Consider the following 17,186-nt stretch of genomic DNA (forward strand, 5'->3'; position numbering starts at 1 on the left):
AACCCCAACTCCTATACTCAAACCAATAGGCCTGTGAGTTCCGGGCATTCGGCCCAAGGGCGACTGTAGGAAACCGCGATCTTGAACCTGCGTTCGCTGATCGTCGCCGTGTTGGTGGTATTGGCGGGTTGCGCCACGCCTGTGCGCGCGCCGGTGGTGGAGGCGGTCGTGGTGGTGTCCGACAGCACGTGGCACCAGGTTGATCGCGAAATCGTCGAAGCCTCGCAATCAGCCACCGAACAGACCCGAATCTATTCCCGTGGCGCCATGGATTACTGGCGGACACGGGTCTACCAACTGACCGAAGAAAACTTCATCCCCTGGTTCAGCAGCTATTGGACCCAGGAATGGCTGTCGATGAAGGTCAGCTGGTACACCATCAGCGCCAAGGGCGAGCAGGATGCCTCGGCCAAGCGCCTGGCGGAGTATTTGCTCGAGCAATACCAGCAACGGGTGTTGGCGCCAGTCGCGGTCGAGATTGATCCCGACGCGATTCTCGGTCAGGCCATGGCGTTCTACGTGGACATTCTTCAGGAAGAGCTGCAGAAGATTTCTAAACGTCACGGCATACCGATGGCCCAGCTCAACGGGCGCATCCAGAAAATCCCCGCCATCGCCCTCGGGCCACCGCCCGCGCGTAATGCCTCGCTCTACCAGATCGTCCACACGGACCCGTTGAACTCGCTGCCGGCCTACGCGGCGTTGATCGACAAGATCCACAAGGCCGGCGGTGACAAAGGCGTCGGCTCGACCGACACCGCCATGGCGCCTGTGGCCAAACGCGCCAGCCAGCGCATGGAAGCCGAAATGGCCCCGCGCGGGGCCGCCAGTGCCGTCGCTGCAGCGGCTGGGAAATTGGCTGGGGGCTTGATCACCGTCGGTGTGGCCGGGATTCGCGCATTGATCCAAGCCGCCGACCGGCCTGACAGTGAGGCGCTGATTCGCAGCAGCCTGGGCAACACGTTCGACAAGGCCTGGCTGAAACTGGTGCAGAATCCGACGACCGGCGTGATGGCGGGGACGTTGTACCTGGCGGGTCAAATCGAGGGCAACCTGGCGGCGAGCGCCGCACCCCCGTCGGTCGGTTCGCCAAGGGGTGAAGTCGATTGGAGCCCGACACAATCGACTAACCAGCAGATCGACCCTCAACCCCCCGCAGGAGAATAACCATGTCTTATGTCGATGGCTGTGTGATTGCTGTACCGACCGCCAAGCGCGAGCAATTCAAGAAACACGCCGAAATCACCAGCGCGATTTTCAAGGAGAACGGCGCCTTGAGCATTGTTGAATGCTGGGGCGATGATGTGCCGGACGGCAAAGTGACTTCGTTTCCGATGGCGGTGAAACTCAAGGAAGACGAAACCGTAGTGTTTTCCTGGATCATCTGGCCAGACAAGGCGACCCGCAATGCCGGCATGCAGAAAATGATGGCCGACCCGCGCATGCAACCGGACGTCAATTCAATGCCGTTCGACGGTCAGCGCATGATCTTCGGCGGCTTCAACATCATCTACCAGTCCTGACACAAACTCCCGGATCACTCCGCGCTCGGGGTGATCCGGCAACTCTTGCGATTACGGATCTCGTTATCTGTCGGCCGCTCCCTGACGAACTCGAAACGTGGCTCACCTTCGCTATAGTGAACCAGCCAGCCCCATTCCAGCTCGGACTCATCCTGCCCCGGTTGCGGTGGCATCGCCCACCATGGCTCTTTGCTGATGATCTGCCGCATGGCCCCCTCCCGTTGTTTCGGTTGGTTCAACTATAACGTGCATGTCAGGAGGTGCCAGGCATGAGCGACGAATCCCATGAACCGCTCAAACGGCTGTTCTTTGCGTTGAACTGTCCGCCCGAGCAGCGCAAGGCGATTGCCCAGTGGCGCAGCGCGCTTGAACTGCGCAGCGGGCGGCCGGTGCCGGCGGATAACTTTCACCTGACGTTGTTGTTTCTGGGGGCGGTCGGCGTGGCGCAGATCGGCGAGATCTGCACGGCCGCCGCCAAGGTCCGCGTGCCGGGTGTGGCGTTGAGGGTGGCGCTTGATCGACTGGATGTGTGGCGCAGGGCCGGGGTGTTGGTGCTCGCGCCGGAGCAGGCGCCGCCGGAGTTGTTGCGGCTGGTGTATGCGTTGGAACAGGCGATGTTGCCGTTTGGGCTGGAGGAAACGGCGAAGGAGTTTCGGCCGCATTTGACCTTGATGCGGGACTATCGGGTGCCGGTGCCTGAGTCCGCGACGCCGCCGGGATTTTTTCTGCGGGCGGATCGTTTTGTGTTGTTTGAATCGCATAAGGGGCGGTATCGGGCGTTGGCCGAATGGCCGCTGGTGCCAGTCTAAAAAAAGGCGCCCGAGGAGGGCGCCCAAATTCACCTTAACCGAGGAAGCCAGGTGAGGCCGTTCTGCTGCAGGGAGCGAGCAGCGGTGGTAAGACGCTGCGGGAACGGAAAACGGTTGAGTCTTGTGTTGCCAGTGCTGGCCTCTTCGCGAGCAGGCTCGCTCCCACAGGGATTGGCGTCGTGCACAAATCTGTGTCTCACCACAAACCACTGTGGGAGCGAGCCTGCTCGCGAAAGCGATTTCACATTCAGCGATTATTTCCCGAGCTTGACCCGCGTCCAACCCCGGGTCATCACCCGCTGAATCCCGATCGGCATATCCGGAATCGCATACAACGTCGCCATCACGTCCTGCGGCGGATACGACCCCGGATCATCGCGAATCGCTTCGTCCACCAACGGCGTCGCCGCCGCGTTGGCGTTGCTGTAGCCGATGTTGTTGGTGATCTCGGCAATGATGTCCGGGCGCATCAGGAAGTTCATGAACAGGTAGGCGTTCTCGACGTTCGCCGCGTCGCGAGGAATGGCGACCATGTCATAGAAACTGCCGGCGCCTTCTTTCGGGATGCTGTAGTCGATCTTCACCGCGTTGCCCGATTCCTGCGCGCGGGCCTTGGCTTGCAAGACGTCGCCGGAGTAACCGACGGCCACACAGATGTTGCCGTTGGCGAGGTCGGAGATGTATTTCGACGAATGGAAGTACGCCACCGAAGGGCGGATCTTCATGAACAGCGCTTCAGCTTCGGCGATCTGGCCCTTGTCCTGCGAGTTCACCGGGTAGCCCAGGTAGTGCAGGGCGGCCGGGAGCATTTCCGTTGGCGAATCGAGGAAGCTGATACCGCAGGCTTTCAGCTTTTCGGCGTTTTCCGGTTTGAACAGCAAGTCCCAGGAGTTGGTCGGTGCATGGGCGCCGAGCACTTCCTTGACCTTGGCCGGGTTGAAACCGATGCCGATCGAGCCCCACATGTATGGGAAGGCGTGAGCGTTATCCGGGTCGCTGGCGGACGCGTTTTTCAGCAGGACCGGGTTGAGGTTTTTCCAGTTCGGCAGCTTCGATTTGTCCAGCGTCTGATAGACGCCAGCCTTGATCTGCTTGGCCAGGAAACTGTTGGACGGCACGACGATGTCGTAGCCGGATTTACCTGCGAGCAGGCGTGCCTCAAGGGTTTCATTGCTGTCGAACACATCGTAGGTCACGCGGATACCGGTCTCGTCTTCGAACTTCTTGACCGTGTCCGGGGCGATGTAATCCGACCAGTTGTAGACGCGCAGAACCTTGTCATTGGCCTGGGCGCCGGTAACCATCGCGCCCAATAAGGACAGTGTCAGCAGAGTCCTGCCAAACATTTTCATCGGTACAACTCCATTCTTTTTTATTCAAATACGCAAAACAAAATTCAGTGAACAAATACCTGTGGCAGTTAACACAGAACCTGTGGCGAGCAAGCTCGCTCGCCACAGTTTTGTGTTCACTACAGCTGTAAAACTAAGCCGTTGCTCCAGCCATTTGCTTGTTCGGTTGCTGCCACGATTCACTGGCGGTCTGGTCCATCGCTTCCTGGATCGCACGTTTACGAGTGGCTTCAGCGCGGCGGCTGAAGTACCAGACCATGAAGGTCACGATCGAAACGGCGAGCAGAATCAGGCTGGCCACGGCGTTGATCTCAGGCTTCACGCCCAGGCGCACAGCCGAGAACACTTCCATCGGCAAGGTCGTCGAGCCCGGTCCGGACACGAAGCTCGCCAATACCAGGTCATCCAGCGACAGGGCAAACGACATCATGCCGCCGGCCGCCAGAGAGGGCGCGATCATCGGAATGGTGATCAGGAAAAACACCTTGAAGGGTTTCGCCCCGAGGTCCATGGCCGCTTCTTCGATGGACAGGTCCAGCTCACGCAAGCGCGCCGATACCACCACCGCCACATACGCCGCACAGAACGTGGTGTGGGCGATCCAGATCGTGATGATGCCACGCTCCTGCGGCCAGCCGATCAACTGCGCCATCGCCACGAACAGCAGCAACAGCGACAGACCGGTGATCACTTCTGGCATCACCAGCGGCGCCGTCACCAGGCCGCCAAACAGCGTGCGACCCTTGAAACGCGTAACGCGAGTCAGTACAAACGCCGCCAACGTCCCCAGCGCCACTGCTGCAATCGCCGTGTAGCAGGCGATTTCCAGCGAGCGCACCACAGAGCCCATCAGTTGCGTGTTGTCGAGCAGGCCGGCGTACCACTTGAACGACCAGCCGCCCCACACCGTTACCAGCTTCGAGGCGTTGAACGAGTAAATCACCAGGATCAGCATCGGCAAGTAGATAAACGACAGGCCGAACACCAGCATCATTTTTGAAAAACCGAAACGTTTCATCCCCGTGCCTCCATCTCTTTGGCCTGGCTGCGGTTGAACAGCAGAATCGGCACAATCAGGATCAACAGCATCACCACCGCCAGGGCAGACGCCACCGGCCAGTCGCGGTTGTTGAAGAACTCTTGCCACAGCACGCGACCAATCATCAGGGTCTCGGGGCCGCCCAGCAGTTCCGGAATCACGAACTCACCGACCACTGGAATGAACACCAGCATGCAGCCGGCGATGATGCCGTTCTTGGCCAGCGGCACGGTGATTTTCCAGAAGTTGTTGAAGTTGCTCGAGCCCAGGTCTGAACCCGCTTCCAGCAGGCTTTGATCGTGCTTGACCAGGTTGGCGTACAGCGGCAACACCATGAACGGCAGGTAGGCGTAAACCACACCGATGTACACAGCGGTGTTGGTGTTGAGGATCTCGATCGGGTGATCGGTCAGCCCGGTCCACATCAAAAACGCATTGAGCAGACCGTTGTTGCTGAGGATGCCCATCCACGCGTAAACGCGGATCAGGATCGCGGTCCAGGTCGGCATCATGATCAACAGCATCAGGACGTTTTGTGTTTCCTTGTTGGCCTTGGTAATGGCGTAGGCCATCGGGAAACCGATCACCAGGCACATCAGCGTGCTGAAAAACGCGACCTTCAACGAGCCGAGGTAGGCCGAGAGGTACAGCTCATCGTCGGTCAGCAACAGGTAGTTGCCGACGTTGAGGAACAGCTGAAACTTCTGTTCGGCGTAAGTGTAGATCTCCGAATAAGGAGGAATGGCCAGCGCCGCTTCCGAGAAGCTGATCTTCATCACCAAGAAGAACGGCAACAGGAAAAACAGGCACAGCCACAGGAAAGGAACCCCGATGACGAGCTTTCGACCACTCGGCATCAGCCGCATGAACTGCTGATTGAGTGTTTTCATGAGCGCAGTACCACGCCGCTGTCGTCTTCCCACCACACGTAGACGGTGTCGTCCCAGGTCGGACGCGCGCCACGGCGTTCGGCGTTGGCCATGAACGATTGCACGACTTTTCCGCTTGGCAATTCGACGTAAAACACCGAGTGACCGCCGAGGTAGGCGATGTCATGCACTTTGCCTTTGGACCAGTTGTAGCGGTTCTCGGGCTTGACCGTGCTGACCAGCATTTTTTCCGGGCGGATCGCGTAGGTGATCGACTTGTCCTGCACCGAGGTGCTGACGCCGTGACCGACGTAAATCTTCTGCTCGAGGTCCGGGCTGTGGATGATCGCGTGACCTTCAAGGTCTTCCACCACGGTGCCGTCGAAGGCGTTCACGTTGCCGATGAACTCGCAGACCATGCGGCTGACCGGTGCTTCATAGATGTCGACCGGGCTGCCGATTTGCGCAATCCAGCCCAGGTGCATGATCGCGATGCGCTGGGCCATGGTCATGGCCTCTTCCTGGTCGTGGGTCACCATCACGCACGTCACGCCGACGCGCTCGATGATTTCCACCAGCTCCAGTTGCATCTGCGAACGCAGCTTTTTATCCAGTGCGCCCATCGGTTCGTCGAGCAGCAACAGCTTCGGACGCTTGGCCAACGAGCGGGCGAGGGCCACACGCTGACGCTGACCGCCGGACAGTTGATGCGGCTTGCGCTTGGCGTATTGGGTCATGTGCACCAGGCGCAGCATTTCTTCAACGCGGGCGTCGATTTCGCTGGCGGGCAAACGGTCCTGCTTGAGGCCGAAGGCAATGTTCTGCGCCACGGTCATGTGCGGGAACAAAGCATACGACTGGAACATCATGTTGATCGGCCGCTCGTACGGCGGCATGTCGGTGATGTCCACGCCGTCGAGGAAAATTCGGCCATCGGTCGGGCGCTCGAAGCCTGCGAGCATGCGCAGCAGGGTCGATTTGCCGGAACCGGAACCGCCGAGCAGGGCGAAGATCTCGCCTTGATGAATCTCGAGCGAGACATCGTCTACTGCGCAGGTTTCGTCGAACTTCTTGGTGACGCGGTCGACCTTCAACAACACCTTTTTCGATGTCTGGTGACCTTCAAGAGCCTTCCTGTAAGTGCTGGAGGCGTTTGCCATGTGAAACTCCCAACAGGTTTCAGTCGTCGGGCCAACGCGGCCTGACTTAATAGTTGATTGCAAGCCCTGTGGAGTGATCCCAGAAGGTTCAGCGCTGGTCCCCTGTGGGAGCGAGCCTGCTCGCGAAAGCGGTAGATCAGTCAACATTGATGTTGCATGACACATTGCATTCGCGAGCAGGCTCGCTCCCACAAGGGTATTTCGCTGGCTTCACTGGTCTCACCCTAACCGGGCTTATTCGGCGCCGCCGTCCTGGCTGCCTGGTAGTACTTGTTGTTATCGCAGTGTTGCTGTCGCGAGGGGCGGGCGCGCAAAGGCACGCCCGTCTGACTCGCGGGGGCAGTAATCGGTTGTTTGTGTCTTAAGTCAGCGGCTTTTACGCAGCGCGACCCGTCGCCGGCACGCATCGCCGAACGCCTGGAAAATACTCAAGTAAGGCGGATTGGTGAGCACCTGCCATTCCGGGTGCCATTGCACGCCGACAGCAAACGTCGGGCTGTGCTCCACCGAGATCGCCTCGATCAAACCGTCCGGCGCAATCGCTTCGGCACGCAGGCCGGGGGCGAGTCTGTCGATGCCCTGGCTGTGAATCGAATTGACCATGAACTCGACTGGCAACTCCAGCGCTTCGAACACGCCGCCCGGCTGCACAGTCACCGCATGCGCCGGTGCGTATTGCACCGCCAGCTCAGGACTGTCCGCCTCGCGGTGGTCGAGCATGCCCGGCAGTTCGTGGACCTTCTGGTGCAGGCTGCCACCAAACGCCACGTTCATTTCCTGGAAGCCCCGGCAGATGCCGAGCACCGGCACGCCGGCCGCAATCGCCGCACGTAATAAAGGAAGGGTCGTGGCATCCCGCGCCGGATCGTGATCCGTGCCGGGAGCACTGGCCGGGCCTTGATAGTGGAAAGGTTCCACATTCGAAGGGGAGCCGGTCAGCAGCAGACCGTCGAGATGCGCAAGCACATCCTCGATTTCAGTCAATTCGCCTAAGGAGGGTATGACCACAGGCAGCCCCAAAGCCGCGACGCTGACAGCACGCAAATACTTGTCGCCGCTGATGTGGTAGGGGTGCAGGCCAATCTGTTTGACGCATGCAGTAACGCCGATCAATGGCTTGAATGCCATTTTTATCACCTCGAAGTTTCACACTTGAACGAGCTTTTCCGGAGCTTAGCCTTGTTGATTTTAATTAACAACTCTCATGTAAAAAATTCTAAACGCCACACGTCCGATCTTCAGCATTTACACGGTGCGCACGACTGATCTGGCACTCTCGTGCCCATAAAAGGCCCGAAAATAAAGGTTGAAGGGGCAAGTGTTCGCTATTGACTTCACTTTGCCGTTCGGGTTGACTGGGCTCGTGAAAGGGTAGTGAACATAATAATTAACAGCTAAAAAATAGGTGCATCATGTCGGTCCCTCTGCGTGCCGTTCAACTCAACGAAGCAAACGCATTCCTTAAGAAATATCCTGAGGTTTTGTACGTCGACCTTCTGATTGCGGATATGAACGGTGTGGTGCGCGGCAAGCGCATCGAGCGCACCAGTCTTCATAAGGTCTACGAAAAAGGCATTAACCTGCCGGCGTCCCTGTTTGCTCTGGACATCAATGGTTCTACGGTGGAAAGCACCGGCCTGGGTCTGGACATCGGCGACTCTGACCGAATCTGTTTCCCCATTCCCGGCACCCTCAGCATCGAGCCGTGGCAGAAGCGCCCAACCGCTCAGTTGCTGATGACCATGCACGAACTCGAAGGCCAGCCGTTCTTTGCCGACCCGCGAGAAGTGTTGGCCAATATCGTGCGCAAGTTCGATGACCTGGGCCTGACCATCTGCGCAGCCTTCGAACTCGAGTTCTATTTGATCGACCAGGACAACGTGAACGGTCGTCCGCAATCGCCACGTTCGCCGGTATCGGGCAAGCGTCCGGTGTCGACCCAGGTCTACCTGATCGACGACCTCGACGAATACGTCGACTGCCTGCAAGACATCCTCGAAGGCGCGAAAGAGCAGGGCATTCCTGCCGACGCCATCGTCAAGGAAAGCGCCCCGGCGCAGTTCGAAGTCAACCTGCATCACGTCAACGACCCGATCAAGGCCTGCGACTACGCGGTGTTGCTCAAGCGTCTGGTGAAGAACATCGCCTATGACCACGAGATGGACACCACGTTTATGGCCAAGCCGTATCCGGGTCAGGCGGGTAACGGTTTGCACGTACACATTTCGATTCTCGACAAAGAAGGCAACAACATCTTTGCCAGCGAGGATCCCGAGCAGAACGCCGCGCTGCGACACGCGATCGGCGGTGTGCTCGAGACCCTGCCGGCGCAGATGGCGTTCCTGTGCCCGAACGTCAACTCGTACCGTCGCTTCGGCGCGCAGTTCTACGTGCCGAACTCGCCGAGCTGGGGCATCGACAACCGTACCGTGGCGGTGCGTGTGCCAACCGGTTCGCCGGACTCGGTGCGCATCGAACACCGCGTTGCGGGTGCCGACGCCAACCCGTACCTGTTGATGGCTTCGGTACTGGCCGGTATTCACCACGGCCTGACCAACCAGATCGAACCGGGCGCCCCGGTGGAAGGCAACAGCTACGAGCAAAACGAGCAGAGCCTGCCGAACAACCTGCGCGACGCACTGCGCGAGCTGGACGACAGCGAAGTCATGGCCAAGTACATCGACCCGCTGTACATCGACGTGTTCGTGGCGTGCAAGGAAAGCGAGCTGGCCGAGTTCGAGAACTCCATCTCCGACCTTGAGTACAACTGGTATCTGCACACCGTTTAACGGGGCTGACGCTAAACCTGTGGCGAGGGCGCTTGCTCCCGCTGGAGGCCGAAGGACTGCCTTTTTGGGGCCGCTTCGCGCCCCAGCGGGAGCAAGCTCCCTCGCCACAGGTTACTCATCGTTCATGCCATCGGTTAACACGATCAACTATTCCTCTGCGTCGAGTCACAACCATGACAAACACTCGCAGCGACTGGGAACAACGCTTCCAGTCCCTCTCTATCGAAGCCCGTGCATTCATCGACGGCCAATACTGCCCTGCAATCAGCGGCGACACCTTTGAATGCATGAGCCCTGTCGACGGCCGTTTCCTGGCCAACGTCGCCAGCACCGACGAAGCCGACGCCAATGCGGCCGTCGCCGTCGCGCGCCGCACGTTTGAATCCGGCATCTGGGCCAACCTCGCCCCGGCCGAGCGCAAGCGCATCCTGATCCGCTTCGCCGACCTGATCCTGGCCAACCAGGAAGAGCTCGCCCTGCTCGAAACCCTCGACATGGGCAAACCGATCAACGACTCGATGAACATCGACATTCCAGCGACCGCCAACGCGATCCGCTGGAGCGCCGAAGCCATCGACAAGATCTACGACGAAGTCGCCGCCACCCCGCACGACCAACTCGGCCTCATCACCCGCGAACCTGCGGGCGTGGTCGCGGCCATCGTGCCGTGGAACTTCCCGTTGATCATGGCCAGCTGGAAGTTTGCCCCGGCACTGGCTGCCGGTAACTCGTTCATCCTCAAGCCTTCGGAAAAGTCGCCGCTCACTGCCATTCGCATTGCGCAATTGGCGCTGGACGCCGGCATCCCGAAAGGCGTGTTCAACGTCCTGCCGGGCTACGGCCACACCGTCGGCAAGGCGCTGGCGTTGCACATGGACGTCGACGTGCTGGCCTTCACTGGCTCGACCGCGATTGCCAAGCAACTGATGATCTACGCCGGGCAAAGCAACATGAAACGCGTCTGGCTCGAAGCCGGCGGCAAGAGCCCGAACGTGGTTTTCGCCGACGCGCCGGACCTGCGCGCCGCCGCACAAGCGGCGGCCGGTGCGATTGCCTTCAACCAGGGCGAAGTCTGCACCGCAGGCTCGCGTTTGCTGGTGGAACGTTCGATCCGCGAGCAGTTCATTCCACTGCTGGTGGAAGCGCTGCAAGCCTGGAAACCGGGACATGCATTGGACCCGGAAACCACCGTCGGCGCGGTCGTCGACCAGCGTCAACTGGACAATGTGTTGCGCTACATCCAGGTCGGCAAAGACCAGGGCGCGCAACTGATTGCGGGCGGCAGCCGCACCCTCGAAAGCACCGGCGGCCTGTACGTGGAACCGGCGATTTTCGACGGCGTGACCAACGCCATGACCATCGCCCGCGAAGAAATCTTCGGCCCGGTGCTGTCGCTGATCACTTTCGACAGCGCTGAAGAGGCTTTGGCGATCGCCAACGACAGCATCTTCGGCCTGGCCGCCGGCGTCTGGACCAGCAACCTGAGCAAGGCCCACACCTTCGCTCGTGGCCTGCGTGCCGGCAGCGTGTGGGTCAACCAGTACGACGGCGGCGACATGACCGCGCCGTTCGGCGGGTACAAGCAGTCGGGTAACGGTCGGGACAAATCGCTGCATGCGTTCGACAAATACACCGAGCTCAAAGCGACCTGGATCAAGCTCTAATACCTATAAAAAAAGCGACGGTCGCCGGCACGCTGCCGGTGGCCATCGGAGAAACTTATGAAACAAAGCTCTGATAAACAAAATCATGTAAACAGCTACTACGCCGCCACTCGCAACTTCACCGGCGACTTCCCAGTGTTGGAAGGGGCGGTGGACTGCGACGTCTGCATCATCGGCGCCGGCTACACCGGTTTGTCCTCGGCGCTGTTCCTCGCCGAAGCCGGCTACAGCGTCACCGTACTGGAAGCCGCCAAAGTCGGTTTCGGCGCGAGTGGTCGCAACGGCGGCCAACTGGTCAACTCCTACAGCCGCGACGTCGATGTCATCGAAGAACGCTACGGCGACAAGACTGCAGAAATCCTCGGCAGCATGATTTTTGAAGGCGCCGACATCATTCGTCAGCGCATACAACACTATGACATCCAGTGCGATTACCGCCCGGGCGGCATCTTTGCCGCGATGAACAAGAAGCAACTCAATGGCCTGGCCGAGCAGAAGAAGAGCTGGGAGCGCTACGGCAACAAGAACCTGAAAATGCTCGACAAGGCCGACATCAAGCGCGAAGTCGGTTCCGACGCCTACGTCGGCGGCCTGCTGGACATGCAGGGCGGCCACATTCATCCGCTGAACCTGGCCCTCGGTGAAGCCTCGGCCATCATCGGCCTGGGCGGCAAAATCTACGAACAATCGGCCGCAGTGGAAATCACCTACGGCGAACCAATCACCGTGCGCACCGCTAAAGGCGTGGTGAAGGCCAAGTACCTGCTGATCGCCGGTAACGCCTACCTGCCGCAAGGCCTCGACAACCGCGTGACCAGCAAAAGCATGCCGTGCGGCTCGCAAATCGTCGTCACCGAACCGTTGTCGGAAAAGGTTGCGCGCAGCCTGATCAAAAACAACTACTGCGTCGAAGACTGCAACTACCTGCTCGACTACTACCGCCTCACCGCCGACAACCGTTTGCTGTACGGCGGCGGCGTGGTCTACGGCGCGCGCGAACCGGATGACATCGAACAGCTGATCAAGCCGAAAATCCTCAAGACCTTCCCACAATTGAAGGACGTGAAGATCGACTACCGCTGGACCGGCAACTTCCTGCTGACCATGTCGCGCATGCCGCAATTCGGCCGCATCGAGAAAAACGCCTACTACATGCAAGGCTACAGCGGCCACGGCGTCACCTGCTCGCACCTGGCCGGCAAACTGATCTCGGAAATGATCCGCGGCGACGCCGAACGCTTCGACGCGTTCGCCTCCCTGCCACACATGCCAATGATCGGCGGCCGCACCTTCTCTGCGCCATTGACCGCCCTCGGCGCCGTGTACTACTCGCTACGCGACCGGTTCGGCATCTAAGCTCAAACCACCGATCAAACTGTGGGAGCGAGCTTTTGTGGCGAGGGAGCTTGCTCCCGCTGGGTCGCGAAGCGGCCCCAAAACAAGAACCGCCGGCGCAATACCTGTAGGAGCGAGCCTGCTCGCGAAGAGGCCATATCAGCCACCCATAATGTAGCTGACACACCGCCTTCGCGAGCAGGCTCACTCCCACAGTCTGTATCGCCGAACTCACAGAAATCGGGGACTTCGGCCCTTTTTCACTAACCAGTTATCGAACCTGCTGAGCAACACCCCCAAACGTGATTTAATACCCGCCTTTCAAATTTCCGGGACAGGGAAGCGGTACTCTCGCGGCCAAAAGTCGCCCGCCATCCACCCCCATAACCCTTAAGTATTCTTCGCATAAGGCTGTCATGGACACGGGCTCACGACTCAAATTAGTACGCGAAAGCTACAAACTGTCCCAGCGCGAGCTGGCCCGGCGTAGCGGCGTCACCAATGCCACCATCTCGCTGATCGAACAGAATCGCGTCAGTCCTTCCGTCAGCTCCCTGAAAAAACTGCTTGAAGGCATTCCCATGTCGTTGGCGGACTTCTTTACCTTCGACCAACCGCCACGTGAGCATCAGTACGTGTTCCGCGCCAATGAACAGCCGGATCTTGGGCGTCATGGGTTGCGGTTATTGCTGATTGGGGCTTCGGTGCCGAGTCGGCAGATGCGCTTGTTGCGCGAGCAGTACGCGCCTGGTGCGAGTTCGGGGGAAGAGCCGATTGTGCATTCGGAAGGCGAGGAGTGTGGGCTTGTCACGCGTGGCACGGTTGAGTTGACCGTGGATGGGCAGATCAGCGTGCTCAACGCGGGCGATGGGTATTACTTTCCGACGACGTTGCCGCACAAGTTTCGCAACATCGGCCAGGATGAAGCGGAAATCATCAGCGCCAACACCCCGGCCAACTTCTAATCATGAAACGGGGCATTGATTGTTCGGCTCCGAGCAGGCAAGAGTGAAGCAAGAAACATCCTCTCACGAATGACCAGATCACCTGTCGGCCACTGGCAGCACTGCGCTCGACGATCTCGGGGATGTATGATAATTGTTGGTTGTACGTACCAGACGCGACCCGGAGTCAGATATGTCTCGTAAGAAAGAGAAGCTACCCAAGACTGAAGCGCAAATCGTCGCCCAGGAGTCCTCAATACCCTCGATTGCGGCCAAGGCATTTAGAGATGCCTACAACGTTGCGCTTTCGAAAGGTGAATCCGTTCTGGTGGTTCGCGAAGGTAATTTGGTGGAAGTCTCCAGCAGCGGGACTGTGATCCTTCGTTCAGTCGAGACCTACGGCACGATCAAGGCTGGTACTCGACTGAAGGTCAAAAAGCGTGGGCAGGGAGAATTCATCCCTCAGCTACGAGCTTGAGTACACCCAGGGTCAGGATATTCGCCGGACCGAATGGCAGTGGAAAGAGTACGTTCAATTCAAAAGTACCCGCTCACTTGCTCGTCAATTACGTCAATCCTGATGCGATCGAGCTAGGCATTCGTGAGACAGGTGCGTTCGATTTTGCGCAGTTTAAACTCCAAGGGTACGTGGGGCAGGTAATCCCTTTTCTGCGCGCTAGCGCGTTTTTAACCAAATATCCTGAATCCTTCGCCAAGCTCGATGATTTGATCACTGAGGATGAACGGCTTTTATTTCCGTCAAGGCAGATCGACTCGTATATTGCTTCAGTGCTTTCTGACTTCATCCGTGTATCGCTAATTCAAGAGCGAGCTAGCTTCACCTTTGAAACCGTAATGTCAGATGTCAGCAAAATTCAGTTGCTGCGGCAAGCGCGGTTGGCTGGCTACCGTGTATATGTGTACTACGTAGCTACTGCTGACTCTGAAATCAACGTCGCTCGTGTTGCTTATCGTGCTTCGATAGGTGGGCACGACGTACCACCCGACAAAATCAGATCGCGCTACGAGCGATCTCTCGAGAATTTGTCTGATGCTATTTTGATGTCTAATCGGGCGTACATTTTTGATAACTCTCAAGATGGTGACTTCAGCTTTGCCCAGATAGCCGAAATTACTGAGGGGGAAGACATAGATGTCGTGTCAGATACCCAACCCGCTTGGTTCAAGGAGTATGTACTAGACAAGCTCACGTAGTTTTGGAGCTGGACTTGAAGGGGAGCAAAGGTGACAGTTCTATTTTGTTCAAATAGATCTGTCACCTTTTTCCTCAATCCTGTAGCAGCTGCCGAAGGCTGCGTCCGCAGACGACACCCATGCTGAATGGAAGCAGCTGTTTCAGCGTTTATCCAAAGTAAATGGACTTCAACTCATGACCTCACCCCGCATCCGCCCGCTCGCACTTTGCATCTTCCATCACGATGGCAAGATCCTGCTCAGCGAAGCCCACGACCCCATCAAAAACCGCCCATTCTTCCGCCCGATTGGCGGCGGTATCGAGTTTGGCGAAACCAGTGTCCAGGCCATTGAACGTGAAGTTCAGGAAGAACTTGGATTGGCCATCACCGATGTCCGCTTGCTCGGTACGCTTGAAAACATCTTTACGTACGCCGGCAGGCCAGGACACGAAATTGTGCAGGTTTACGATGCGAAGTTTGTGGATGTTAGCGTCTACAAGTTGCCACACTTGGATGGTCAGGAAAGCGATGGCGCAACCTTTACTGCGAAGTGGCTTGCGTGGGAAGGTTTTACTGATGAGGCACCATTGGTTCCTGATGGACTTTATGGACTGCTGACGAAATCCGCATTACTGGACTGAGATAAAAATTACAAAGGTACAAAGGTGACAGGTACAAAGGTGACAGATCTATTTAAATTAATAGATCTGTCACCTTTGTTTTTTTGTTTTCCTGTCACCTTTTTCTAGTAGTCACCTTTTTCTCCATTTACAGCAAAGCAAACACTGGCTTTTTACTGGCAAGGAAGCCCTTGTACTGAACACCTGCATTTACATTGAGATTTACGCCCAGCGCCCAGCTGCCGCTAGACGTTTTAAAATATTCCTTTACCTCTCCTGTAAATGTTTCGCCATCATAAAGTACACGTACCTGTGTTCCAGGTGCGATCGGGTGGGATATTGGAGATGAACTGCCCTCATCGCTGTTGAAAATGGCGTTTAAATCTACTTGACGGCTGGTGTTTGTTTGGTCTTCGCTAGCCTTGTCACTAAGTTTTGCTTCAGTTCCTTTTTTAAAATCATTAAGGTCTATGGATGATATTTCAGTTAATGCAGCTTGAATGTCATCTTTGCTTATGGCCATGTTTTAGTGCTCCTTTATATGGTGGTCGGTATCGAATGCGGGGCGGTGATAATAGGGTGTGCAGTTTTATCGTGGTAGTCACCTGTCATTGTTGACAGTTTTTAATGTTAAATCGCGATAATGCATATATTGCTTTTAATAAGTAAATTGGGTCTTGGTGTGGGGAGAATAGGTAGTAATGGAAGAAGGTGAGAGATCTATTTGAATATGTAGCTCTGTCATAAGTTAAAAAACCGCAGTGATGCGGTTTTTTTACGAATGAAAATTGGGTCACTGGTGCTTAGGTAAATCAAACCCACGCTGCTCAATCACCCGAAACACATCACTCACATCCTGGATCAGGATTCGGGCGATGTTGGCGACGGTGTTGATGTCGTTTTCGGCGTAGTCGGGGAGGCTGGTGCAGGCCATGAGGTTGAGGTATTTGAGGACGGCGCTGAGGCGTTCGCTGACGCAGTTGTGGAGTTCGCGCAGTGGGGCGTCACTGTCGATGAGCAGGACGGGGTAGTCGGTGGCGAGTTGGGACATTGGGGTGAAGCGGCGGGGCGGGTTTTGATTGGTCATAAATGTCAGTCCTTAAAAGAAAATCACAGCCGCCATACACATGGCGGCGCTTGGTGTTCTTCCTTTAGGGCTGCGAAACCCTATCGCTGACTGCGGTCAACGACGGGTCGAATATAGGCGTCGATTTTGGTGGCTGCAAACGGGGTTGTAGGACGTAAATGCGGGTTTTGAGGTAGTGGTGGAGACTGCGTTTGGTTGAGTCGCTGTCGTGATCTCGGAGGTTGTTTAGTGTCAGGTGGATGTTGCTTGCAGGGATTGCGGCTGCTGCGCAGCCGGACGCAGGCTTCGCCAGCTGCTACAGGATGTAAGCGTGTTTAAAAATGTGGTGAGGAATGGGGCCGCTTCGCTGCCCAGCGGGAGCAAGCTCCCTCGCCACGGAGGGTGGTTTCCTACATGATTTTCAGATGGCCAGAAACGACAAAGCCCCGAATCATCGGGGCTTTTTCGTTTGATGTTATTGCCTGGCCTGCGGCGAGTGCGGGTTGTGTTCGGTGTGCTTTGGTCCGGTCAGTGCCCATGCCACGACGCCGATCAGTGGCACGAAGACGATCACCACGATCCACAAGAGTTTGTTGCTGGATTTGCCTTGGGCTTTTCGGACTCGGTTGATGGCCCATAGTTCGATCAGCAGAAGCACTGCCACGAGTACGATCCAGATTGTTTCGGTTTGCATTGGTCACCCTCCTGATAGTCATTCAGTTAGGTGGGTTGGGGTGGGCGGGGTTCATTAAATTTTGGGTTTTGTGGGGAGTACTTGCAGAGGCCCTGACAGTCAGCATTGATGTTGACTGTCAGGGCC

General features: G+C 57.3%; 19 protein-coding genes. 10 read left to right on the plus strand and 9 right to left on the minus strand.

Translation table 11 applies throughout. The annotated features are described in order from the left end of the window. The first annotated feature begins 81 nt into the window (after positions 1–81). Entirely contained in the window at positions 82–1,167 is a 1,086-nt protein-coding gene (locus tag AC07N8_RS18770; RefSeq protein WP_493145613.1) for a hypothetical protein, read from the plus strand. A gap of 2 nt (positions 1,168–1,169) precedes the next feature. After that, positions 1,170–1,523 (plus strand): DUF1428 domain-containing protein, encoded by a 354-nt coding sequence (locus AC07N8_RS18775; protein WP_493145612.1) that lies wholly within the window; start codon positions 1,170–1,172, stop codon positions 1,521–1,523. A 14-nt stretch (positions 1,524–1,537) separates the two neighbouring features. Here AC07N8_RS18775 and AC07N8_RS18780 read toward each other — a convergent pair whose 3' ends face one another. Further along, positions 1,538–1,732: a hypothetical protein gene (locus tag AC07N8_RS18780; RefSeq protein WP_007946346.1), complete on the minus strand. Its 195-nt coding sequence runs from the start codon at positions 1,730–1,732 to the stop codon at positions 1,538–1,540. A gap of 60 nt (positions 1,733–1,792) precedes the next feature. Here AC07N8_RS18780 and thpR point away from each other — a divergent pair, with 60 nt between their 5' ends. Further along, positions 1,793–2,332, plus strand: coding sequence for an RNA 2',3'-cyclic phosphodiesterase (gene thpR / locus AC07N8_RS18785; protein WP_493145611.1), 540 nt, complete (start codon positions 1,793–1,795; stop codon positions 2,330–2,332). A gap of 254 nt (positions 2,333–2,586) precedes the next feature. Here the strand turns inward: thpR and AC07N8_RS18790 are convergent, their stop codons facing one another. The 5 genes from AC07N8_RS18790 to AC07N8_RS18810 form a co-directional block, all read right to left on the minus strand. Then, a complete protein-coding gene (locus AC07N8_RS18790; protein WP_493145610.1) occupies positions 2,587–3,684 on the minus strand; it encodes a polyamine ABC transporter substrate-binding protein in 1,098 nt (365 codons plus the stop codon). A gap of 133 nt (positions 3,685–3,817) precedes the next feature. Beyond that, positions 3,818–4,702, minus strand: coding sequence for an ABC transporter permease subunit (locus AC07N8_RS18795; protein ID WP_483839839.1), 885 nt, complete (start codon positions 4,700–4,702; stop codon positions 3,818–3,820). Further along, positions 4,699–5,580, minus strand: a complete 882-nt coding sequence (locus AC07N8_RS18800) for an ABC transporter permease subunit (RefSeq protein WP_170219144.1) — start codon at positions 5,578–5,580, stop codon at positions 4,699–4,701. The genes AC07N8_RS18795 and AC07N8_RS18800 overlap by 4 nt, the downstream gene beginning before the upstream one ends. A 29-nt stretch (positions 5,581–5,609) precedes the next feature. Next, entirely contained in the window at positions 5,610–6,752 is a 1,143-nt protein-coding gene (gene potA / locus AC07N8_RS18805; protein WP_140668971.1) for a polyamine ABC transporter ATP-binding protein, read from the minus strand. Positions 6,753–7,118: 366 nt separating this feature from the next. After that, positions 7,119–7,880 carry a gamma-glutamyl-gamma-aminobutyrate hydrolase family protein gene (locus tag AC07N8_RS18810; protein WP_493145609.1) on the minus strand — a complete coding sequence of 254 codons (762 nt, stop codon included), beginning with the start codon at positions 7,878–7,880 and terminating at the stop codon, positions 7,119–7,121. Between the two features lie 284 nt (positions 7,881–8,164). On the opposite strand from AC07N8_RS18810, the gene AC07N8_RS18815 reads away from it, so the two are divergent. The 7 genes from AC07N8_RS18815 (at position 8,165) to AC07N8_RS18845 (ending at position 15,321) form a co-directional block, all read left to right on the plus strand. Further along, positions 8,165–9,541, plus strand: a complete 1,377-nt coding sequence (locus AC07N8_RS18815) for a glutamine synthetase family protein (protein ID WP_483839836.1) — start codon at positions 8,165–8,167, stop codon at positions 9,539–9,541. A gap of 173 nt (positions 9,542–9,714) precedes the next feature. Further along, complete coding sequence (locus AC07N8_RS18820) at positions 9,715–11,205, plus strand: aldehyde dehydrogenase (RefSeq protein ID WP_493145608.1); 1,491 nt, start codon at positions 9,715–9,717, stop codon at positions 11,203–11,205. 57 nt (positions 11,206–11,262) lie between these two features. Then, positions 11,263–12,561, plus strand: coding sequence for an NAD(P)/FAD-dependent oxidoreductase (locus AC07N8_RS18825; protein WP_493145607.1), 1,299 nt, complete (start codon positions 11,263–11,265; stop codon positions 12,559–12,561). 395 nt (positions 12,562–12,956) lie between these two features. Further along, positions 12,957–13,505, plus strand: a complete 549-nt coding sequence (locus AC07N8_RS18830) for a cupin domain-containing protein (RefSeq protein ID WP_007946335.1) — start codon at positions 12,957–12,959, stop codon at positions 13,503–13,505. Between the two features lie 172 nt (positions 13,506–13,677). Then, positions 13,678–13,962 carry a hypothetical protein gene (locus AC07N8_RS18835; protein ID WP_493145606.1) on the plus strand — a complete coding sequence of 95 codons (285 nt, stop codon included), beginning with the start codon at positions 13,678–13,680 and terminating at the stop codon, positions 13,960–13,962. Between the two features lie 77 nt (positions 13,963–14,039). Then, positions 14,040–14,699, plus strand: a complete 660-nt coding sequence (locus AC07N8_RS18840) for an ATPase (RefSeq protein WP_493145605.1) — start codon at positions 14,040–14,042, stop codon at positions 14,697–14,699. Between the two features lie 175 nt (positions 14,700–14,874). Beyond that, positions 14,875–15,321 carry an NUDIX hydrolase gene (locus AC07N8_RS18845; protein ID WP_493145604.1) on the plus strand — a complete coding sequence of 149 codons (447 nt, stop codon included), beginning with the start codon at positions 14,875–14,877 and terminating at the stop codon, positions 15,319–15,321. 127 nt (positions 15,322–15,448) lie between these two features. Here the strand turns inward: AC07N8_RS18845 and AC07N8_RS18850 are convergent, their stop codons facing one another. From AC07N8_RS18850 to AC07N8_RS18860, 3 genes are all read right to left on the minus strand, one after another. After that, positions 15,449–15,823: a hypothetical protein gene (locus AC07N8_RS18850; protein WP_493145603.1), complete on the minus strand. Its 375-nt coding sequence runs from the start codon at positions 15,821–15,823 to the stop codon at positions 15,449–15,451. Between the two features lie 270 nt (positions 15,824–16,093). Then, positions 16,094–16,387, minus strand: a complete 294-nt coding sequence (locus AC07N8_RS18855) for a fructose-bisphosphate aldolase (protein ID WP_493145602.1) — start codon at positions 16,385–16,387, stop codon at positions 16,094–16,096. A gap of 454 nt (positions 16,388–16,841) precedes the next feature. Further along, the gene (locus AC07N8_RS18860; RefSeq protein ID WP_027925286.1) at positions 16,842–17,060 is read right to left on the minus strand and encodes a PLD nuclease N-terminal domain-containing protein; all 219 of its coding nucleotides are present in this window, start codon (positions 17,058–17,060) and stop codon (positions 16,842–16,844) included. Positions 17,061–17,186 lie beyond the last annotated feature (126 nt).

This window comes from Pseudomonas sp. GW821-FHT10C09, assembly GCF_059415465.1.